The sequence below is a fragment of the Lentibacillus songyuanensis genome, assembly GCF_039548255.1.
Lineage (GTDB): Bacteria > Bacillota > Bacilli > Bacillales > Amphibacillaceae > Lentibacillus_C > Lentibacillus_C songyuanensis.
In genome coordinates, this window is sequence record NZ_JBCLVH010000026.1 from 1 (window position 1) to 19,317 (window position 19,317).

Annotated in this window: 23 protein-coding genes; all 23 read left to right on the forward strand. The window is 40.6% G+C overall.

Annotated features, from left to right (window positions below; genetic code table 11):
- Positions 1–234: 234 nt before the first annotated feature.
- The 23 genes from spoIIIAA (at position 235) to spo0A (ending at position 19,255) form a co-directional block, all read left to right on the forward strand.
- Positions 235–1,188 (forward strand): stage III sporulation protein AA, encoded by a 954-nt coding sequence (spoIIIAA, locus tag WMZ97_RS18625; RefSeq protein WP_343273598.1) that lies wholly within the window; start codon positions 235–237, stop codon positions 1,186–1,188.
- Positions 1,157–1,669 carry a stage III sporulation protein SpoIIIAB gene (gene spoIIIAB, locus WMZ97_RS18630; protein WP_343273599.1) on the forward strand — a complete coding sequence of 171 codons (513 nt, stop codon included), beginning with the start codon at positions 1,157–1,159 and terminating at the stop codon, positions 1,667–1,669. The genes spoIIIAA and spoIIIAB overlap by 32 nt, the downstream gene beginning before the upstream one ends.
- 38 nt (positions 1,670–1,707) lie before the next feature.
- Positions 1,708–1,914, forward strand: a complete 207-nt coding sequence (spoIIIAC, locus tag WMZ97_RS18635; RefSeq protein ID WP_343273600.1) for a stage III sporulation protein AC — start codon at positions 1,708–1,710, stop codon at positions 1,912–1,914.
- A 6-nt stretch (positions 1,915–1,920) separates the two neighbouring features.
- Positions 1,921–2,313 carry a stage III sporulation protein AD gene (spoIIIAD, locus tag WMZ97_RS18640; protein WP_343273601.1) on the forward strand — a complete coding sequence of 131 codons (393 nt, stop codon included), beginning with the start codon at positions 1,921–1,923 and terminating at the stop codon, positions 2,311–2,313.
- Positions 2,314–2,341: 28 nt separating this feature from the next.
- Positions 2,342–3,562: a stage III sporulation protein AE gene (spoIIIAE, locus tag WMZ97_RS18645; RefSeq protein WP_343273602.1), complete on the forward strand. Its 1,221-nt coding sequence runs from the start codon at positions 2,342–2,344 to the stop codon at positions 3,560–3,562.
- A gap of 10 nt (positions 3,563–3,572) precedes the next feature.
- Complete coding sequence (gene spoIIIAF / locus WMZ97_RS18650) at positions 3,573–4,208, forward strand: stage III sporulation protein AF (RefSeq protein ID WP_343273603.1); 636 nt, start codon at positions 3,573–3,575, stop codon at positions 4,206–4,208.
- Positions 4,192–4,824 (forward strand): stage III sporulation protein AG, encoded by a 633-nt coding sequence (gene spoIIIAG, locus WMZ97_RS18655; protein WP_343273604.1) that lies wholly within the window; start codon positions 4,192–4,194, stop codon positions 4,822–4,824. Before spoIIIAF ends, spoIIIAG begins: the two co-directional genes overlap by 17 nt.
- A 13-nt stretch (positions 4,825–4,837) precedes the next feature.
- A complete protein-coding gene (locus WMZ97_RS18660; protein ID WP_343273605.1) occupies positions 4,838–5,398 on the forward strand; it encodes a SpoIIIAH-like family protein in 561 nt (186 codons plus the stop codon).
- A 333-nt stretch (positions 5,399–5,731) separates the two neighbouring features.
- A complete protein-coding gene (accB, locus tag WMZ97_RS18665) occupies positions 5,732–6,229 on the forward strand; it encodes an acetyl-CoA carboxylase biotin carboxyl carrier protein (RefSeq protein ID WP_343273606.1) in 498 nt (165 codons plus the stop codon).
- Between the two features lie 13 nt (positions 6,230–6,242).
- Positions 6,243–7,598 carry an acetyl-CoA carboxylase biotin carboxylase subunit gene (gene accC, locus WMZ97_RS18670; protein WP_343273607.1) on the forward strand — a complete coding sequence of 452 codons (1,356 nt, stop codon included), beginning with the start codon at positions 6,243–6,245 and terminating at the stop codon, positions 7,596–7,598.
- A 14-nt stretch (positions 7,599–7,612) separates the two neighbouring features.
- Entirely contained in the window at positions 7,613–8,008 is a 396-nt protein-coding gene (locus tag WMZ97_RS18675; RefSeq protein ID WP_343273608.1) for an Asp23/Gls24 family envelope stress response protein, read from the forward strand.
- 120 nt (positions 8,009–8,128) lie between these two features.
- Complete coding sequence (gene nusB / locus WMZ97_RS18680) at positions 8,129–8,503, forward strand: transcription antitermination factor NusB (RefSeq protein WP_343273609.1); 375 nt, start codon at positions 8,129–8,131, stop codon at positions 8,501–8,503.
- A gap of 85 nt (positions 8,504–8,588) precedes the next feature.
- Positions 8,589–9,443, forward strand: coding sequence for a bifunctional methylenetetrahydrofolate dehydrogenase/methenyltetrahydrofolate cyclohydrolase FolD (folD, locus tag WMZ97_RS18685; protein ID WP_343273610.1), 855 nt, complete (start codon positions 8,589–8,591; stop codon positions 9,441–9,443).
- Positions 9,440–10,798 carry an exodeoxyribonuclease VII large subunit gene (xseA, locus tag WMZ97_RS18690; RefSeq protein ID WP_343273611.1) on the forward strand — a complete coding sequence of 453 codons (1,359 nt, stop codon included), beginning with the start codon at positions 9,440–9,442 and terminating at the stop codon, positions 10,796–10,798. The genes folD and xseA overlap by 4 nt, the downstream gene beginning before the upstream one ends.
- A complete protein-coding gene (locus tag WMZ97_RS18695; RefSeq protein ID WP_343273612.1) occupies positions 10,782–11,018 on the forward strand; it encodes an exodeoxyribonuclease VII small subunit in 237 nt (78 codons plus the stop codon). The genes xseA and WMZ97_RS18695 overlap by 17 nt, the downstream gene beginning before the upstream one ends.
- Position 11,019: 1 nt before the next feature.
- Entirely contained in the window at positions 11,020–11,904 is an 885-nt protein-coding gene (locus WMZ97_RS18700) for a polyprenyl synthetase family protein (protein ID WP_343273613.1), read from the forward strand.
- A gap of 748 nt (positions 11,905–12,652) precedes the next feature.
- Positions 12,653–13,249 carry a hypothetical protein gene (locus WMZ97_RS18705; RefSeq protein ID WP_343273614.1) on the forward strand — a complete coding sequence of 199 codons (597 nt, stop codon included), beginning with the start codon at positions 12,653–12,655 and terminating at the stop codon, positions 13,247–13,249.
- Positions 13,250–13,255: 6 nt separating this feature from the next.
- Positions 13,256–14,089 (forward strand): TlyA family RNA methyltransferase, encoded by an 834-nt coding sequence (locus WMZ97_RS18710; protein WP_343273649.1) that lies wholly within the window; start codon positions 13,256–13,258, stop codon positions 14,087–14,089.
- A gap of 67 nt (positions 14,090–14,156) precedes the next feature.
- Positions 14,157–14,315 carry a hypothetical protein gene (locus WMZ97_RS18715; protein WP_343273615.1) on the forward strand — a complete coding sequence of 53 codons (159 nt, stop codon included), beginning with the start codon at positions 14,157–14,159 and terminating at the stop codon, positions 14,313–14,315.
- A complete protein-coding gene (ahrC, locus tag WMZ97_RS18720; RefSeq protein WP_343273650.1) occupies positions 14,308–14,757 on the forward strand; it encodes a transcriptional regulator AhrC/ArgR in 450 nt (149 codons plus the stop codon). The genes WMZ97_RS18715 and ahrC overlap by 8 nt, the downstream gene beginning before the upstream one ends.
- 53 nt (positions 14,758–14,810) lie before the next feature.
- A complete protein-coding gene (gene recN / locus WMZ97_RS18725) occupies positions 14,811–16,535 on the forward strand; it encodes a DNA repair protein RecN (RefSeq protein ID WP_343273616.1) in 1,725 nt (574 codons plus the stop codon).
- 260 nt (positions 16,536–16,795) lie between these two features.
- Complete coding sequence (gene spoIVB, locus WMZ97_RS18730) at positions 16,796–18,079, forward strand: SpoIVB peptidase (protein WP_343273617.1); 1,284 nt, start codon at positions 16,796–16,798, stop codon at positions 18,077–18,079.
- A gap of 450 nt (positions 18,080–18,529) precedes the next feature.
- A complete protein-coding gene (gene spo0A, locus WMZ97_RS18735; protein ID WP_405027723.1) occupies positions 18,530–19,255 on the forward strand; it encodes a sporulation transcription factor Spo0A in 726 nt (241 codons plus the stop codon).
- Positions 19,256–19,317 lie beyond the last annotated feature (62 nt).

A 19,317-nucleotide genomic window follows, 5' to 3' on the forward strand; every position in this document is an offset into this window, starting at 1 on the left:
TCATTATCCTTACAAGGGATTTGAAATCCTGCGAATAAGCGAGCATTTACTAGTAAAATGGATCTATCTGAGGGAGTTTATGCAAATAGTGACAAGCTATAAAAAACTTTTTCAGATGTCCTGATCCCTGTTTTTAGGAGGTTAAACATAATGAAAACGTATTTCTCCATGAGTCATATTTTCACGAGGTCCACATACATTTAATATAAAGCTAATACAAGGTGAGGACTTGCTATGGAAGAAATTCTGCGTTTATTTCCGCAACCTATTCGAAAAACGGTACAAGCAAAGGTAGGCCAACGATGGGATGTGTTACAGGAAATCCGCATTCGCTTGGGTCAGCCTATTGAATTGGTCTTTGACAACCAGACTGAGTGGCTGTCTAGGGTAAAGCCAAGTCATCAAGATGGCATGCATGTACTCAATCAAATCAGCGAATTTTCGTTATATCGGATGGAAGATGAATTACGTGATGGATATGTCACCATTCAAGGCGGGCATCGGGTTGGACTAGCTGGTAAAGTAAATACTTTACATGGTGCTGTCAAAGCGATTCAACACATTGCCTTCATGAATATCCGAATTGCAAAAGAAAAAATTGGTGCAGCTAACGCCTTGTGGCCATATTTGTATCAGCAGACTTACCAAAATACACTGCTTGTCGGCCCGCCACAAACGGGGAAAACCACCATTATTCGTGATCTAACCCGAATACTTGCTACAGGCTGGAATCATGTTCCGGCTAAAAAGGTAGCGGTCATCGACGAGCGGTCGGAAATTGCTGCTTCCTTAAAGGGTATTCCGCAACACAATCTAGGTTTTCGGGCCGACGTTATGGATGCCTGTCCAAAAGCGGAAGGTATGATGATGATGATTCGTTCTATGTCACCGGATATCCTGATTGTTGATGAAATTGGCAGTGCTCAAGATGTACATGCTTTAATGGAAGCTATCCATGCAGGTGTCGTGGTCATTTGCACCATACACGGAAAGGCTTTATTTGAATTAAAAAAACGTCCCTCGCTGCAACCATTATTTGACCATCACGTATTTGACCGAATCGTTGTTCTGGATAAACAAAAAACCCCAGGACAGATTCAAACCATTTACAATCAAAAAGAAAAAATTATCTTTAGGAAATCTGGGGTGACAACGTATGAAATGGATTGGAGCCCTTCTCTTAGTTAGTATGACCACATGGATAGGATTTGAAATAAGTAAACGATTAGATGATCGTCCCAAACATATTCGGCAGCTTAAAAATGCGCTGCAAATTTTGGAAGCCGAAATCTTATATAGTCAGTTACCATTGCAAGAGGCATTTCATACAATCGCGAAGCAAATACCAAATCCGCTTCAGTCATTTTTTCGGGCGTTAAGTGAAGGGATGAAGCAAGATGGGGTTGATTTAAATCATTTATGGAAACAAGAAATTGATGTGTTAATGCAAACGTCCAGTTTAGGAAAAATTGAACAGGAAATTTTAATCCAATTTGGACAAACCTTGGGACAGCACGATTTTACCCAGCAACAAAAACACATTCAACTAACAACAAGCCACTTGGACCGGGAACTGGCCGAAGCAAGAGATGATCAATATAAATACAGTAAAATGGCAAAAAGTTTAGGCGTCTTGTGCGGACTATTTATTGTCTTGCTATTCTTGTGAGCGACAAGCGCAACTACCACAAGGAAAGGGGTACTTCTATGCTGAATGATGCATCCATATTATTTCAAATTGCCGGGATCGGGATCATTGTGGCAATCATCCATACCATTATGAAACAAATGGGAAAAGAGGACATTGCCCATCTTGCAACAGTGGTTGGGTTTATTTTAGTTTTAATCATTGTTATCCAGGGTCTGGCCGATTTATTCCAGGAGATTAAGTCAGTCTTTCTGTTTCAGGGGTAGGGATACATGGATATCTTACAGGTTGTAACCCTTGGTATTGTCGCAAGCATTTTATATATTATGCTGAAGGATTTAAACCCGTCCATCGCTTTCTTTTTAATTTTAATCACCGGAATTATTATTTTTCTGGCGATTATCAATCAGATTGGTATTATTTTTTCCGTGCTGGAGTCGTTAGGAAATAAAGCAAATATTGATGGAATGTATATGGAGACAATCTTAAAAATTATTGGGATTGCCTATATTGCTGAACTTGGTGCAAGCATCACCAAAGACGCGGGACTAGGGTCTGTGGCGTCTAAAATTGAATTAGCGGGAAAAGTGTTTATTTTACTATTGGCCATCCCAATTATCACCGCAGTTATTGAGGCCATCTTAAACTTTTTACCGACCACATAATATGTCGTAAAGGAGTATGGGTAGATGGATGAGATTAGCTAAGCGAACGGTTGCCGTTGTGTTCCTTATTTTATTCATATCCGTTATGAATGGAAAACCTGTTTTTGCGTCTCCTGACAATCCGGATATACCAGATTCAGATTTACCAGATGCACCTAATGCATCTGAATTGAAGTCTTCTATTCTTGACGATGTAAAGCTGGATGGAATACAGGAGTACTGGGATCAGCTTGTTAAGAATTATCGTGGGTACATACCGGAACTGGAGAAAACAAGCCTGTACGAGTTTTTAAAAAATAATGGCTCTCTTTCTTTTAAATCGATGTTGTCAGGCATTGTGAAATATTTGTTCTATGAAATCATTCTGAATGGAAAGCTGCTCGGACTCTTAATCATGCTTACCCTGTTTTCGGTATTACTGCAAACAGTTCAGACTGCCTTTGAGCAGAATACTGTCAGTAAAATAGCCTATTTTATCGTGTATTTGGTATTGCTGTATTTAGCGTTAAACAGCTTTTATCTGGCGTTTTCCTATACAAAAGAGGCGGTTGAATCGATGAGTAATTTCCTTATCGCCTTGCTACCGCTTGTGCTAGGGTTAATGGCGACCTTTGGCAATGTTGTTTCCGTCTCTTTTTTTCACCCGATAATTGTATTTTTAATTTATGTCAGCGGGGTGCTTGTATCGAAGTTTATTTTGCCGCTTATTTTTTTATCGGCCCTGCTTATGATTATTAGTAGTTTAAATGCACAGTACCAGGTAACCCATTTGGCTAATTTATTCAAGTCAGTAGCATTAGGTGTGCTCGGAGTATTCCTGACTATTTTTCTTGGCGTCATGTCTGTACAAGGTGCGGCAAGTGCAATCCAGGACGGCGTGGCGATGAAAACGACCAAATTCATCACGGGAAACTTTATCCCGATTGTGGGCCGGACCTTTACCGATGCGGCAGATACCATATTAAGTGCTTCTTTACTCTTGAAAAATGCTGTTGGGATTGTTGGATTGGTCATTGTTGTATTTCTGGCGCTGTTTCCCGTTATTAAAATACTGGCGATTGCATTCATTTATAAAATTGCTGCAGCTGTTCTGCAACCGATTGGCGATGGTCCGGTGATTACCTGTTTGAATGTAATCAGCAAACATATGTTTTATATATTAGCTGCCTTGTTAGCTGTGACCTTAATGTTTTTTTTGGCGATTGTCATTATCGTTGTCGCTAGTAATATAACCTTACTGCTGCGCTAGGGGTGGATACATGGATTTATTGATAAAATGGGTTACCCAAATTGTTATCTTTCTGATTGTGGCGATGATTATCGACTTGTTAATACCAGCTACAAGCATGAAGAAATATATCAAACTTGTTGTTGGATTAATCTTGATCTTACTCTTTTTAAAACCGGTTTTTTATTTGTTTGATATCAATCTGGATCAAGCGCTGGAAACCTCTCTTTCCAAGCTTAGTAAGGAAGAAGCACAGCAGGATTCCATGGAAAATTCTATCAAAATGCAAAAAAAAGAAATACAAGCCAGTCAACGTGCATATATTTTAGAAGAAATGGCTGTCCAACTAAAAGATTTAGCAAAGGATCGGCTGAAAGAGGAGTATCAAACAGCAATCGTTGATATTGACTTTCAGTTTCAATCCAATGACGAACAACCATCATATGAAAATTTGGACGAGGTCATTGTATATCTTGGTCAGATGGAAGAAGAGGAGGGAGCAGTGGATATTGTTGATGATGTCGACATAAATACCGACAAGCCAGTAGCCGATGACGACGAGCAAGATGTGCAGGGGATCAAACATATATTACACGATGTATGGGAGATCGATGACGACAAATTGACTATTGTATGGAAGGAGGGTCACCTTGATCGAGAAACTTAAACAATTCTTTAGCAAAGATGCAAATGTCGATGTAAAAAAAACACCCAAGAAAATAAAGTATTTAATCGTCATTGGTTTGTTAGGATTGCTGCTAGTCATTATTAGTAATGCATTTACGGCATCATCTGACAAAGGAAAAGAGAGTGCGATCCAACCAGATCAGCCTGAACAGGAGTCTACCAGTACATTTTCCAAAAAGGAATCCACCACCACAGACGTTGGTGAGTTAGAAGCCACGTATGAAAAAGATCTTGAAACAATGCTGGACAAGATTCAGGGGGTATCAGAAGCAGAAGTAATGGTTAACCTCGATTCTTCAAAGGTAAAGGTATATGAGAAAAATCTCATTACCGGCCAGCAGACGACGGATGAATCCGATAAAAATGGCGGCACAAGAGAAGTGGAAGATGATTCCCAGGAAACAGAGACCGTCCTTGTCAGACAGGGAGATAAAGAAGTACCGTTATTAATTCAAACGAAAAAACCGGATGTACGGGGCGTGTTTATTGTAGCGAAAGGGGTTGACCATGCCACCGTAAAAAAGTGGGTGATCGAAGCAGTTGCCCGAGTGCTTAATGTTCCAGTCCATCAGGTGTCTGTAATGCCAAAAAAATAGGGGAGGATATAATATGCTAAAAAAACAAACGGTTTGGTTATTGACAATGCTAAGTTTGATGATTGTGCTGAGCTTTTACTACATGACATCATCGAATTCAAATGAGGTAGCTTTTTTGGAAAATGGAAAAGAACAAGCAGATGAAACTGCTGCTACAGAAGAAGCTGGAGGAGACGATGCCAAAGTGGATGATGTAACCAATTTGGGTTCAGATCAGCTATTTGAAAATCTACGTTTGGAAATGCAAGATAAACGCAGTAAGGAAGTTTCCCGATTAGAGGATGTAGTGGCTTCTAATTCAGCCACTACAGAGGAGAAAAACAAGGCATATGATGATATAGATGCAATCGAACAGCAGCAATCAAAAGAAACGATGCTAGAAGAAACCATCCTTTCTTCATCAGATTATCAGGATGTACTTGTCCGGTTTGATCAAAAAGACAACGGTATCGTGCATGTTAATGTCATCACGGATGAACTGCCACAAGACCAAGCCTTGAATATCATGCAAATGGTACGAGATGAATTCGGCGAAATTCCAGTTGATGTGAATCACCAGCCATCACAAGAGTAAAAGGAAATAGGAACCATAAAACTCTTATCTAATTTAGATAGGAGTTTTAATTTTTGCAACTTGTTACTGTAATAATTGCGTACATGGTACCTGTTTGATTCGCAATCTAATGTCATCATTGTTATAATTAAAAATATTATAGGGAGTTGGAATCAAATCCATTCAAGCCATTTACGTAGATACGACCCTTCAAGATATCAATATTTTAGGGTTGATGTTTGCCAATGCTTTATCGTAAAATATTTAAAGAAAGCTATTAGTACCTGTTATTATAATTTGGTATAAGAACAGGCATCATTTATTGATGTACTGTAAGTGAAGGGGTGCCAGGACATGTTAAACGTAGAAGAAATTCAAGAATTAATTAAATCGATCGATCAATCATCCATCGATGAATTCACCTATGAAACAGAAGGAACAACGATCTCCATGAAAAAAGCGAACGGTGTGACAGCTATTCAACCCGTACAACAGGTTATAAGCCCAGCAGAAAGCGTGGAACAACCAGAGTTGAGCTCATCGCCAAAAGCAGAAGCAAAACCAACAGTTGAGTCCCAATCAGATGCCGCTGTGCAACAATCTGTAGATTATGATTACGAGATCACATCGCCAATGGTTGGGACATTGTATTCTTCTTCATCACCAGAAGCGGATCCGTATGTGCAAAAGGGTAGCACAGTGAAACAGAACACGGTCGTCTGTATTGTTGAAGCAATGAAATTATTTAATGAAATAGAAGCAGAAGTAAATGGCGAAATCGTCGAAGTTTTAGTGGATGACGGAGAGCTAGTGGAATACGGTCAGCCATTATTCCGAGTAAAGACGAAGTAAGGGGACGTAAACCATGATTGAAAAACTGTTAATCGCAAACAGAGGAGAAATTGCCGTTCGGATTATTCGGGCGTGCAAGGAAATGAACATAGAAACTGTTGCTGTTTATTCAGAAGCGGATAAGGAATCACTACATGTGAAACTTGCGGATGAAGCATACTGTATCGGACCAACAGCCAGTAAAGACAGTTACCTTAATATCACCAATATTATGAGTGTTGCTACCATGACTGAGGTCGATGCTGTACATCCAGGATATGGTTTTTTAGCTGAGAATGCAGATTTCGCTGAGATATGCCGAGCGTGTAATGTAACGTTTGTTGGTCCATCCCCAACAGCCATTCAACAAATGGGCATCAAGGATGTAGCCAGAGAAACAATGAAAAAGGCGGATGTGCCGATCGTTCCTGGATCAGACGGTATTGTTGAGTCCGAAGAGGAGGCCATTCGGGTAGCTGAAGAAATTGGTTATCCGGTTATCATTAAAGCGACTGCGGGGGGCGGCGGTAAAGGTATCCGTGTTGCTGAAAACCGCGAGGATCTGCTCAAAGGGATTCGGATTACCCAAAAAGAAGCGGAAACGGCTTTTGGTAATGCCGGTGTATATTTAGAGAAGTTTATTGAAGATTTTCGCCACGTTGAAATTCAAATTATAGCGGATCAGCAAGGGAATGTGATTCATTTAGGGGAACGCGATTGTACTATTCAGCGGAGATTGCAAAAATTGGTGGAAGAATCTCCATCACCTGCCCTTACTCCAAAAATTAGGGAACGTATGGGGAAGGCGGCTGTGAAAGCAGCACAGGCAGTGGATTATGTTGGCGCAGGTACGATTGAATTTATTTTTGACCGGACCAGTAACGACTTTTACTTTATGGAAATGAATACCCGTATTCAAGTAGAGCATCCTGTAACCGAAATGGTAACAGGTATCGATTTGATTAAAGAACAAATCAATATCGCTAATGGGAAAGATCTTTCCGTTACACAGGATGAGGTTACTTTTGACGGTTGGGCAATCGAATGCCGCATCAATGCAGAGAACCCATTTAAAAACTTTATGCCATCACCAGGCAAAATCGAGATGTATTTACCGCCGGGTGGACTAGGGGTTCGCGTGGATTCCGCAGCGTATCCAGAATATACCATTCCACCATATTATGATTCCATGATTGCGAAATTGGTTGCCTATGGTGCGACTAGGAACGAAGCCATTCAACGAATGAAACGAGCATTAGATGAATATGTAATTGAAGGGATCTATTCGACAGTTCCATTCCATCGCATCATTATGGATCATGACGTGTTTGCCGGGGGCGATTTTAATACGAAATTCCTGGAAGAAAATCCGATTGAAGAAATTGAATGAACAGGAGTGATTCGATGAGTGAGCAGCCATTGTTAGATGTTAGTGATGATACAAGTCTTGGGACGGTCGAGATTGCGCCGGAAGTAATTGAGGTTATAACTGGAATTGCAGCATCCGAAGTAGATGGTCTGTCATCAATGCGGGGCAATTTTGCTACTGGTGTAGTGGAACGATTTGGCAAGAAGTCACATGGAAAAGGAGTAAAGGTCGAATTAACAGATGCAGGAATCGTCATTGACCTTTATGTTGTTCTTAACTTCGGTGTAGCTATTCCAGAGATTGCCCAGAAACTACAAACAAATATTAGACAGACGATTAAAAATATGACTGCACTCGAAATTGCCGAAATCAATATCCATGTCGTTGGGATACAAATGGAAAGTAACGAAGCAGCAGAAGATCAAGAATAGCTGTTCAAGCGTGCCGGGGTAATGGGGACTGTTCCCTTTACCCCGGTCTTTCTTTTTCTAGCATTGCGGTTTTAATCATGTTATTATTTGAAGAGATATCGTAAAAGGAGCTATGTTTTGATGAAACGTCATGCAGCAAGAGAGAAAGCATTTCAAATTTTATTTCAGTTGGACATGAATGAACTTGACCCCGGAAGTAAATTTGATGAACAAGTAGAACAAGATGCCTTTTTAAAGGAACTTGTGCAAGGTGTCAGGAATTATAAAACACAGATCGATACGATAATTTCGGGTTGTTTGGAAAAATGGTCTATTGCCAGGGTTGCTACGGTCGAGCGAACCATATTGCGCATCGCGACGTTTGAAATTCGATACCTGGAAGATGTACCAACGAAGGTATCCATCAACGAAGCTGTCGAATTGGCACATACATACGGGGATGATAAGTCCGGCAAATTTGTGAATGGCGTTTTATCACGTATTACCGGGGCGTAGTCCAATCGGCGGAAAATGAAGGTTTCGCTGCATTGTAAGTTAACTGTACAGTTGTTGCTACGATTTAGTTAAAGGGGATGAGAATGTGACAGCACAAGTAATAAACGGAAAAGAGCTGGCTGCAGATATTAAAGCGGAGATGAAAGAAGAAGTAGACCGATTGCGAAAAAACGGGATTCTACCACATTTAACGGTGGTTCTGGTTGGAGAAGATCCGGCCTCCAGATCCTATGTGAATGGAAAGAAAAAGGCATCAAAGGAAACGGGGATTTCGTCACAAATTATCGAGCTTTCTTCCAAAACGACGGAAAAAGAGTTGCTGGATTTAATTGCCAAACTGAATCAGGATCAGCAGGTACATGGCATATTGGTTCAATTACCGTTACCTGAACATATTAGCGAACAAGCAATTATTGAAGCAATAGATCCGGCGAAAGATGTCGATGGTTTTCACCCAATTAATATTGGACGCATGATGACTGGGAAAGATACCTTCTTATCCTGCACCCCATATGGGATTATCACGATGCTAAAATCACACCATATCCCGATTGCGGGAAAGCATGCCGTGGTTATTGGCAGAAGCAATATTGTCGGGAAGCCAGTTGGACAGCTTTTGCTTAACGAAAATGCCACGGTAACGTATTGCCATTCCAAAACTACGGATTTACAGTATTACACAAAACAAGCAGATATTTTAATTGTTGCCCTTGGAAAAGCGCATATGATAAATGCCGATTATTTAAAGGATGGAGCCGTTGTTATTGATGTTGGGATCAATCGCTTGGCAGACGGTTCACTCACTGGTGACGTTGATTTCGAAAGTGCCAAGGAGAAAGCCTCTTATATTACCCCCGTGCCAAAAGGTGTCGGACCAATGACCATAACTATGCTGCTGAAGAATACTATTAAAGCTGCGATTGGACAGGCTGACCAGTGAACGACAAGTATTTAACGGTCACTGCGCTGACGAAATATATCAAGCGTAAATTCGATACCGATCCACATTTGAAAGTAATTTGGCTAAGAGGGGAAATTTCCAATTTTAAGCATCACAGCCGCGGTCATATGTACTTGACGATTAAAGATGAACATTCCCGTATTCAAGCGGTAATGTTTGCCGGGAATAATAGATGGCTAAAATTCAGACCTGAAAACGGCATGAAGGTCCTTATAAAAGGAGAAATCGGTGTATTTGAACCTTATGGACAGTACCAGCTGTATATCCAGCAAATGGAGCCTGATGGCATTGGTGCGTTATATCTGGCCTTTGAGCAGTTAAAGGAAAAGTTACATAAGCAAGGGTATTTTGACCAGGATTTAAAAAAAGCTCTACCGAAGTATCCGAAACATATCGGTGTAATTACTTCACCAACCGGTGCTGCGGTGCGCGACATTATTACTACCATCAAGCGGCGGTATCCAATTGTTGAAACAACGGTAATACCAGTGCTAGTTCAGGGGAAAAATGCAGCCGAATCGATTAGACGAGCAATTGAGTATGCGAATGAACAAGCGACATGTGATGTGTTGATTGTCGGACGTGGTGGTGGGTCGATTGAAGAACTTTGGAGTTTTAACGAAGAGGTCGTTGCTCAGGCAATTTTCAATTCATCAATTCCGATTATATCTGCTGTTGGTCATGAGACAGATACGACGATTAGTGATTTCATTGCGGATCTGCGTGCTCCAACGCCCACCGGTGCTGCAGAATTAGCTGTTCCTGCACAGCTAGAATTAATCGATAAAATTCAGGGGTTTACACGATCGTTAACCAAAGCAATGCAGCAACATTTATCCCAGGCTGACCTCCACTTAAACCGGTTAAAGGCTGCCTATGCGTTTCGCTACCCCCAGCAGCTTGTTGTGCAAAAAGAACAGGAACTGGATAAACAGGTAGAACGGTTAGATAAGGCGCTTGATCACATTGTCATCGATAAACAACGATCACTGCAACTGATTAACCAGCGATTAGCCAGTCAGCATCCACGAACGCAGCTTGTTCAATTAGAAAAAGAATTAAAACAGCTAACCAAACAGCATACAACAGTTATGAAACAAATTCTGGAGCGAAAATCGGCGGAGTTTACCAATATTATTGAAAAATTGGCGTTATTAAACCCACTGGAAACAATGAAGCGTGGCTATGCTATTCCATATACAAGCAATGGACAAATTATTCGAAAGGCTACAGCAGTGAATATAAATGATTCGATTTCGGTAAGGCTTGCTGACGGATTGCTGGCTTGTAACGTAACGAATATAGAGGAGGAAGATCATGGAGACGACGCATGAAGAAGTTTCTTTTGAAGAGGCAATGCTGGAATTAGAGAAAATTGTGGAGCGTTTAGAAGAAGGCGACGTGCCCTTGGAAAAAGCAATTTCCTATTATCAAGACGGCATGAAATTATCCAAATTATGTAATGATAAATTGAAACAGGTTCAAGACAAAATGACTAAAATAATCAATGAACAAGGAGAAACGGAACCCTTTACCATCCAGGAGGAAGAATAACGTGCCGCAAACACTAAACAAGTACATTGAACAGAATAAGGCTATCATTCATGAAGAGCTAAGACGTTATCTTAATCATTTGCAAATCCCTAATCGATTAAAAGAAGCTATGCTGTATTCGTTAGAAGCTGGCGGAAAACGATTACGTCCAATTTTAGTTATAGCAAGTTTTGAAGCGTATAATGTTGAGAAAAATAACGTGTTATCAGCGGCCATCGCATTGGAGATGGTTCATACGTATTCGCTGATCCATGACGATCTGCCGGCGATGGATGATGATGATTTTCGCCGGGGGAAGCCGACAAATCATCGTGTCTTTGATGAAGCGACCGCAATTTTAGCGGGCGATGCGCTGTTAACCTATAGTTTTGAGATCATTGCCGACGATCCGCTTTTAAGTGAAACGCAAAAAGTCAAGTTAATCAAAATGCTGTCACAAGCTAGTGGACCAAAAGGCATGGTTGCTGGTCAAATGCTTGATATGGAGGCGGAAAACACTTCGGTGGCCTTGGAAGCCTTGGAAGAAATTCATGCGCGAAAAACGGGCGAATTGATTGTCTTTGCAATTATTGCAGGCGCCTATATTGGTGGCGCAACAACGAAACAGCTAGACCATTTGTATGAATTTGCCTGCAGCTTAGGCCTGCTGTTTCAGGTTCAGGATGACATTTTGGATGTCATCGGGGATGAAGATAAACTCGGTAAGCCGGTTGGAAGTGACGAGAACAATCACAAAAGCACCTACCCTAAATTGTTGGGACTTGAAGGTGCAAAAGAGAAAAAACGGTTTTATGTAGAAAAAGCAAAACGTGCACTCGAAAAAGCCGGAGCAGACAACTCATACCTGATGGATTTAACGAATTATTTTAGCAGTCGAGATCGGTAACAAAGTGGATTTTTTGCATAAAACATGGTATACTGAGATTAGTACGGAATGGTGCAGTATTCTAGTCAGCCCTCCGCTCCTGAAGGCAGGCCTAAAAATCTGCTAAAGGGCACATCGATGAAGTTCCTTGTGTCGGCTTGAGGCGCCCAGCCTTGGGTCGGTGCTGGGAGTTAAGGTTTTAGGGCGATCCACAAAGGCATGTGGGCGTTGACCCTATTACCGCGGAGGCCCATCTCTGTCGTGAGGACTAAGCCTAGGACTCATTATGGAATGGGGTATGAACCTGCTTATGTGAGGCAAGGGACAACTCACAAGCAGCGTAGCCTGCCTTGAGTGGTATTCGAGAGGATTGGATTTAAAAATAGTGAATCAGGTGGCCACTGGTTTTGTTATTTATTTCTCCATGAAATCGGGACTGCAAAAGAGGCTAGGGAACGGTTAAAGGCTGTTGAGGAAATCTCCTAGACTGTTCTAATGGACGTATAAAAGAGATTATAGTGTGGACTAAGTGGTAATCCAGTCTAGCTCATGGTGACAAGCTAAGATGGTTTTAAAGGGGAACCGCCTCAATGGCAACATAGGGTAACCATTTGGGAAAACCTACTGGACCTAAGCCGCAGTTTTAATTTTTTATACGACCATTCCGGTTATACATATGAAGAGTGTTCAAAAAGGGAAATGAAAACGAACCATTGAATCGTCGTTTACTCCCTTTGAATATTTTCTAATAAATCAAATGGGGTAAAGAATGAAGTCACATATAAGAAGCTCGATTAAATTTAGCTTAACAATTGCCGTTATCACATTTGTGTTAGCGGCTGTTTTTTCAATTGTATCGCAATCATTGATGAGTGATGTCGTATGGATGGTTGGCTTGATGATCGTATTAATGATTGTCTTCATCGGGGTTATATTCGATATGCTGGGCATTGCTGCGACAGCGGCAGATGAGAAGCCCTTTCACGCTATGGCCGCTGAAAAGGTGAATGGTGCAAAAGAGTCGGTCAAAATTATTCGTAATGCAGATAAATTTGCCAGCTTTTGCAATGATGTTATTGGGGACATTTCTGGAATTGTCAGTGGGACAGCGTCTGCTATTGTTGTGCTGCAAATTGCAAATCTGCTAGATAAAAGCGAGGGTTCCCCGATGCAAATTAGTTTGTCCGTTTTATTGACGAGCCTGGTAGCCGCAATCACGGTCGGTGGGAAGGCATTCGGAAAATATTTCGCGATTCATGCTTCCACGAACATTATATTTTACACGGGGAAAGTGATTGCTTTCCTGGAACAACGGTTCAAAATTCGCATCTTGCCAAAAGAAACGAAAAAAAAATCGACAAAATAGAGGACTATATACATGGCAAAAAAAAGATTGGATGTTTTATTAGTTGAAAGGAAGTTAACAGAGACACGCGAAAAAGCAAAACGGTTAATTATGGCTGGAGTGGTGTTTTCGGATCAAGTACGGATGGATAAACCGGGCGTGAAGGTTGATGAAAGCCTTCCATTAACAATTAAGGGAAAACAACTTCCGTATGTTGGACGGGGCGGTCTGAAGCTCGAAAAAGCTTTGAACGATTTTTCTATTTCTGTGAGAGATCGGACGATGGTGGATGTCGGATCGTCTACAGGAGGGTTTACCGATTGTGCTTTGCAACAGGGAGCGGTTATGAGTTATGCTATCGATGTTGGTTATAACCAATTGGATTGGAAACTACGCAACGACGATCGAGTTGTTGTGATGGAACGAACGAACTTCCGCTATGTTACACCGGACATGCTGGCTAAGGGGAAGCCTGATTTTGCAACGATCGATGTGTCATTTATCTCGTTAAAGCTGATTCTCCCTGTTTTAAAACAATTACTGACCAGCAACAGTGATATTGTTGCACTAATTAAACCGCAATTTGAAGCTGGACGCGAACAAGTTGGTAAGAAAGGGATTGTCCGGGATAAACGCATTCATTTTCAGGTTTTATCAACCATTATTTCCTTTGCGGTAACAGAAGGCTATCAAGTTTATGACATCACGTATTCACCAATTACTGGAGGCGATGGTAATATCGAATTTTTGGCTTACTTTGGCTGGCATAATGACAGATCAGGTAAAACGATAACGGATAGCGAATTAAACCAATTAGTAGTCGAGGCCCATCGCAATTTTACCGAACAGAACCAATCATAGCCAGAAGTAGAACGGTCCAATAAGCTGAATAAAGTAACACTGCATGCAGTGGGAGTTTTCGATTTGAATGCAGACGTTTTTATTGCAGGCCGGAACAGAATTGGATCGTTATTATGCAGTTGATTCCTGTGGCGAGTGCAACTTAAACTTTTGCAGTGGGAGTTTTACTGTCCTGTCCGTTACATCAACTTGTTCACAAATGGGGGATCGATTTAGTGATGAGTAAAATACAGCGTCATATTAAAATCCGTGAATTAATAACAGAAAAGGAAATCGAGACACAAGATGAGTTAGTGGATCGTTTGAAAAATCTCGGGTTTAATGTTACCCAGGCAACGGTTTCCCGGGATATTAAAGAGCTTCATCTCGTTAAGGTTGCCACTGGGTCTGGTACGTATAAATACAGTTTACCAGCTGATCAACGGTTTAACCCGTTAGATAAATTAAAGCGCTTAATCATGGATGCATTTGTTAAAATTGATCATGCAAGTCACTTTATTGTGCTCAAAACGTTACCCGGAAATGCGCAAGCGTTGGGAGTACTGATTGATAATTTGGATTGGCAGGAGATTATGGGAACGATATGTGGAGACGATACATGTTTAATCATTTGCCGAACCGAGGAAGAAGTGCGAATTATTAAGGATCGTTTTTTAAGTATGCTATAATTTAAAGAAATAAAGGGGTACACTTCGTATTTTATTTTAAGGGGAGACGTCACGTGCTTACGGAATTATCCATTCATGACTTTGCGATTATCGATCATATTTCATTGACCTTTCATGAGGGACTTACTGTGTTAACTGGTGAAACAGGTGCAGGGAAGTCCATTATTATTGATGCGATTCAACTGCTCGCCGGAGGACGCGGCTCGGTTGAGTTTGTTCGTCATGGAGCTAAAAAAGCGGAAATCGAAGGATTATTCAATTTAGACGATCGAAATCATCCCATTTATGGCATTGGTAAACAATACGGAATTGAGATTCAGGATGACATGGTTATCTTACACCGGACGATAACTGCCAATGGCAAGAGCATTTGCCGGGTAAATGGAAAATTGGTGACATTAGCTATCCTGAAGGAATTCGGGAAAACATTGATTGATATTCACAGTCAGCATGAAACGCAAAGCTTAATGGATCCAGACAATCATATCGATTTACTTGATTTATATGATCCAGAGGTAACGTTGCAGGCCAAACAGGCTTATCTCCAATTATTTGAGAAACTGCGTAATTTAAAGCAACGCTACCAGTCATTAAGTAATAATGAACAGGAAACCGCGCATCGGCTTGACTTGCTAGCGTTTCAAATGGACGAGCTGGAAAAAGCGGAATTAACCCCGAATGAGGATGAGATACTTGAAGAAGAACGGGCAGGACTTGCCAATTTTGAACGTATCTATCAGGCTCTGCAGGATGCATATAACGCGTTATATGGGGAACAAAAGGGATTGGAGTGGCTAAGTGTAGCAAATCAGAAGCTGCAGGAAAATCAAACCTATGACAGCTTTATTGCTGAAAAATCAGAGGAGTTGTCCAATCATTATTATATGGTGGAAGAATTAACCATAGCCTTACGCAATTACAGTGAAACACTGCAATATAATCCAGAACGGTTAAATGAATTAGAAGCGCGGCTAAATGAAATCAATCGGCTGAAGAAAAAATATGGATCAACTGTCAATGATATATTGGATTATATGGCGAAAATTGAAGAGGAATTAGAGCAAATTACCAATAAGGATTCACACTTGACTCATTTAGCCGAGGAAATAAGCGAGTTGGAACAGGACGCCTATCTGGAAGCAAAACATTTGCATGATATTCGCCAGCAGGCTGCTGATCAGCTGACGAATGATATTCATCAGGAGCTAACCGAGCTGTATTTAGATAAAGCAACGTTTGCGGTCGCATTTGATACGAAAAAGGATGAATCTGAAACAACAAATCATGTTAAATTAACTAAAAATGGATATGATTATGTACGATTTCTTATTTCTACTAACCCTGGGGAACCGCTTAAAGATATAACCAAAGTCGCATCGGGCGGAGAACTATCACGGATTATGCTTGCATTGAAAAGCCTTTTTGCGAAACATCAAGGTGTGACAAGTGTGATTTTTGATGAAGTGGATACCGGGGTAAGCGGTCGTGTTGCTCAAGCAATTGCCGAGAAGATTTTTCGGATTTCGACGGATTCGCAAGTATTATGTATTACTCATTTGCCGCAAGTTGCGGCAATGGCAGACACACATAAGTTAATTGAGAAGTTGACAGAAAACCAGCGGACACAAACCGCTGTTTCAGAGTTAACATTGGAGCAAAAGACAGAGGAGCTAAGCCGGATGATCACCGGCACAAAATTGACCGACACAGCAAAGGACCATGCAAAGGAACTGCTGGAACTTGCAGCTAATTACAAAACAAAAACACATGCTTACTAATCCACCTAAGTACGGATAATTTTTCCGAAAAAGCCAGATAATATACTGCCTGGCTTTTTTTGTATACCATAAACATACATATAAGAAACAAATCTTGTTTTCGCTGCTCCAGAGGAATCATACATTTCTTTATCAACTTTTCAACAGGAAATGTTACACAGCTTTTCTTATCTTTCCCCAGTTTAAAAAAGACCCTATAAGGTCAAATTAGAAATACAGAAAGAAAAAGGTATGGGCAAGGAATGAGGAGAGTGAATTGATTGAAGCACACAAATAAAATACGAATAATGGCTGGTGTTTTGCTTCTGTTAACCATTTTAGCAGTTCCGTTTTTCACACCATTGAAGCAATACCTATCCATTCCCAATCAACTGGTTACCTTTAAGAATCAAGCTCCGATTAACGTTCCTGCTCTAGGTGATAAGGTAAAGATTCATGCTGATAATAAGGATAATGTTCAAGCTTTAGACTCCTCCAAATTTCAGGCTACAAAAACCGGAAAAAGCCATTTAGTTTATAATGTCGCAGGATTTCCGGTTAAAAAAGTCGATCTCTCTGTTTTAGACGATATAAGGGTTGTTCCAGGCGGTCAATCGATCGGTGTTCAGCTCCATACATTAGGTGTATTGGTAGTTGGACATCATTTAGTGAAAGGGACGACTGGTTCTATGTCTCCGGGTGAACAAGCTGATATAAAAGTTGGAGATGTAATTTTAAAAATAAATGGAGAACCGATCAATGAAATGACCGATGTAAAGCCGTATGTCGAAGAAGCTGGTAAAAAAGGGAAGGATCTAGATGTAACACTGAAACGAGGCAAGGAAACGATCGATACAACGCTTCATCCTGTTAAAGATAAGAAAGATAAGAAATATCAAATTGGTTTATATATTCGCGATTCTGCTGCAGGGATAGGTACAATGACTTTTTATGAACCAAAATCGAAGAAATATGGTGCATTAGGTCACGTTATTTCTGATATGGATACGCAAAAACCAATCCAAGTGCATAACGGAACGATTGTTGGGTCCAATGTAACATCCATTGAAAAAGGAAATAACGGTACACCAGGAGAAAAGCAAGCAAAGTTTTCGGTAAATGAAGATAAATTGGGAAATATAACAAAAAATAGTCCATTTGGTATTTTTGGGGAGCTGAATAAGTCAATAAAAAATGGCATCTATGACAAACCTATGCCAATTGCTTTATCCCATCAAGTTAAAGAAGGACCGGCAAAAATACTGACAGTTGTCGATGGTGAAAAGGTGGAACCATTTGATGTTGAAGTTGTCAGCAGTGTTCCGCAAAAAAGTCCGGCAACGAAGGGAATGATCATTAAAATCACAGATCCCAAATTGTTGAAAAAAACAGGAGGGATTGTACAAGGCATGAGCGGCAGTCCAATTATCCAGGATGGGAAAGTCATTGGTGCCGTAACGCATGTGTTTGTAAATGATCCAACTTCGGGTTATGGGGTCCATATTGAATGGATGCTACAAGAGACTGGTATAAAATTAAATGACCCAAAAGAAAAAGCAAGTTAACTCATGCAAATACCCAAAAGTATTGAAAACAATGCTTTTGGGTATTTAATTTTAGGTAAAGAAATCTGGCTATTCTGCTCATGCCAGAGGGATGTTAGCTAAATCGTGACGTCCTGTCGCAACGTTGAGCTGATTTGCAGCCTGTAGTTCATCGTCCGGCTCCAGCATCTTCGTTCTTCTACCGCATGTGGGTATTAAATATTTTTCGACAAAATTGACATCGATTTGTCGTATTTTAGGATTTTTTATCAAATGAAGTCGTAAATTCAAGCTAAACAGAGATAATTAAAGTTTTTTCCGTAAAAATTAAAGTTTTTTAAATAAAAAGAGGATATTTAAATCTCATGTCGAATACATTACGTGGAGACCTGAAATAGATGAAGGAGGAACAAGTTTGTGGAAAAAATATCAGTATGTTTAGTGGATGACAACAGAGAGCTTATTCAATTAATGGAGGATTATTTTGATGGGCAGCAGGATATCGAGGTGACCGGTACTGCCTATAATGGCCGTGATTGTTTGGAATTGTTGGAGGACATCGATCCAGATGTTCTTATATTAGATATTATCATGCCTCATGTCGATGGATTAGCTGTATTAAATCAATTACGGGGCACCGAGCGGGAGCATGAACCAAGTGTCATTATGCTCACCGCGTTTGGGCAGGAAGAGGTCATGAAAAAAGCAGTTGACCTTGGTGCATCTTATTTTATACTTAAACCATTTGATTTGGATAATTTGGCAGATCAGATTCGCCAAGTACAAGGTAGCGGGATTCCTCACACCAAGCAGAAGAAATTTAACAAAAAGGAACAGAAAAAGAAGGATCTAGAAGCAAGCATTACCAATATCATTCATGAAATTGGGGTTCCTGCACATATTAAAGGATATATGTACTTACGGGAAGCCATTACTATGGTCTACAATGATATAGAGTTATTAGGATCAATTACAAAGGTGTTATATCCGGACATTGCCAAAAAGTTTAACACAACAGCCTCACGTGTGGAGCGGGCCATTCGTCATGCAATTGAAGTAGCCTGGAGCAGGGGAAATATTGAGTCCATTTCAGCATTGTTTGGTTATACGGTCAACATCTCCAAGGCAAAACCAACGAATAGTGAGTTTATCGCAATGGTTGCTGACCGATTACGGCTGGAGCACAAGGCGAGTTGATGCTGAAATGAAAATAGTACGATAAACTTGATGCAACCAAGCTTATCGTACTATTTTTATCT

Excerpts from the sequence above, each read along its gene's own strand:
- spoIIIAA (WP_343273598.1), top strand. The coding sequence starts at position 235 with ATGGAAGAAATTCTGCGTTTATTTCCGCAACCTATTCGAAAAACGGTA.
- spoIIIAB (WP_343273599.1), top strand. The coding sequence starts at position 1,157 with ATGAAATGGATTGGAGCCCTTCTCTTAGTTAGTATGACCACATGGATA.
- spoIIIAC (WP_343273600.1), top strand. The coding sequence starts at position 1,708 with ATGCTGAATGATGCATCCATATTATTTCAAATTGCCGGGATCGGGATC.
- spoIIIAD (WP_343273601.1), top strand. The coding sequence starts at position 1,921 with ATGGATATCTTACAGGTTGTAACCCTTGGTATTGTCGCAAGCATTTTA.
- spoIIIAE (WP_343273602.1), top strand. The coding sequence starts at position 2,342 with ATGAGATTAGCTAAGCGAACGGTTGCCGTTGTGTTCCTTATTTTATTC.
- spoIIIAF (WP_343273603.1), top strand. The coding sequence starts at position 3,573 with ATGGATTTATTGATAAAATGGGTTACCCAAATTGTTATCTTTCTGATT.
- WMZ97_RS18660 (WP_343273605.1), top strand. The coding sequence starts at position 4,838 with ATGCTAAAAAAACAAACGGTTTGGTTATTGACAATGCTAAGTTTGATG.
- accB (WP_343273606.1), top strand. The coding sequence starts at position 5,732 with ATGTTAAACGTAGAAGAAATTCAAGAATTAATTAAATCGATCGATCAA.
- accC (WP_343273607.1), top strand. The coding sequence starts at position 6,243 with ATGATTGAAAAACTGTTAATCGCAAACAGAGGAGAAATTGCCGTTCGG.
- WMZ97_RS18675 (WP_343273608.1), top strand. The coding sequence starts at position 7,613 with ATGAGTGAGCAGCCATTGTTAGATGTTAGTGATGATACAAGTCTTGGG.
- nusB (WP_343273609.1), top strand. The coding sequence starts at position 8,129 with ATGAAACGTCATGCAGCAAGAGAGAAAGCATTTCAAATTTTATTTCAG.
- WMZ97_RS18695 (WP_343273612.1), top strand. The coding sequence starts at position 10,782 with ATGGAGACGACGCATGAAGAAGTTTCTTTTGAAGAGGCAATGCTGGAA.
- WMZ97_RS18705 (WP_343273614.1), top strand. The coding sequence starts at position 12,653 with ATGAAGTCACATATAAGAAGCTCGATTAAATTTAGCTTAACAATTGCC.
- WMZ97_RS18715 (WP_343273615.1), top strand. The coding sequence starts at position 14,157 with ATGCAGACGTTTTTATTGCAGGCCGGAACAGAATTGGATCGTTATTAT.
- ahrC (WP_343273650.1), top strand. The coding sequence starts at position 14,308 with ATGAGTAAAATACAGCGTCATATTAAAATCCGTGAATTAATAACAGAA.
- spo0A (WP_405027723.1), top strand. The coding sequence starts at position 18,530 with ATGGAGGATTATTTTGATGGGCAGCAGGATATCGAGGTGACCGGTACT.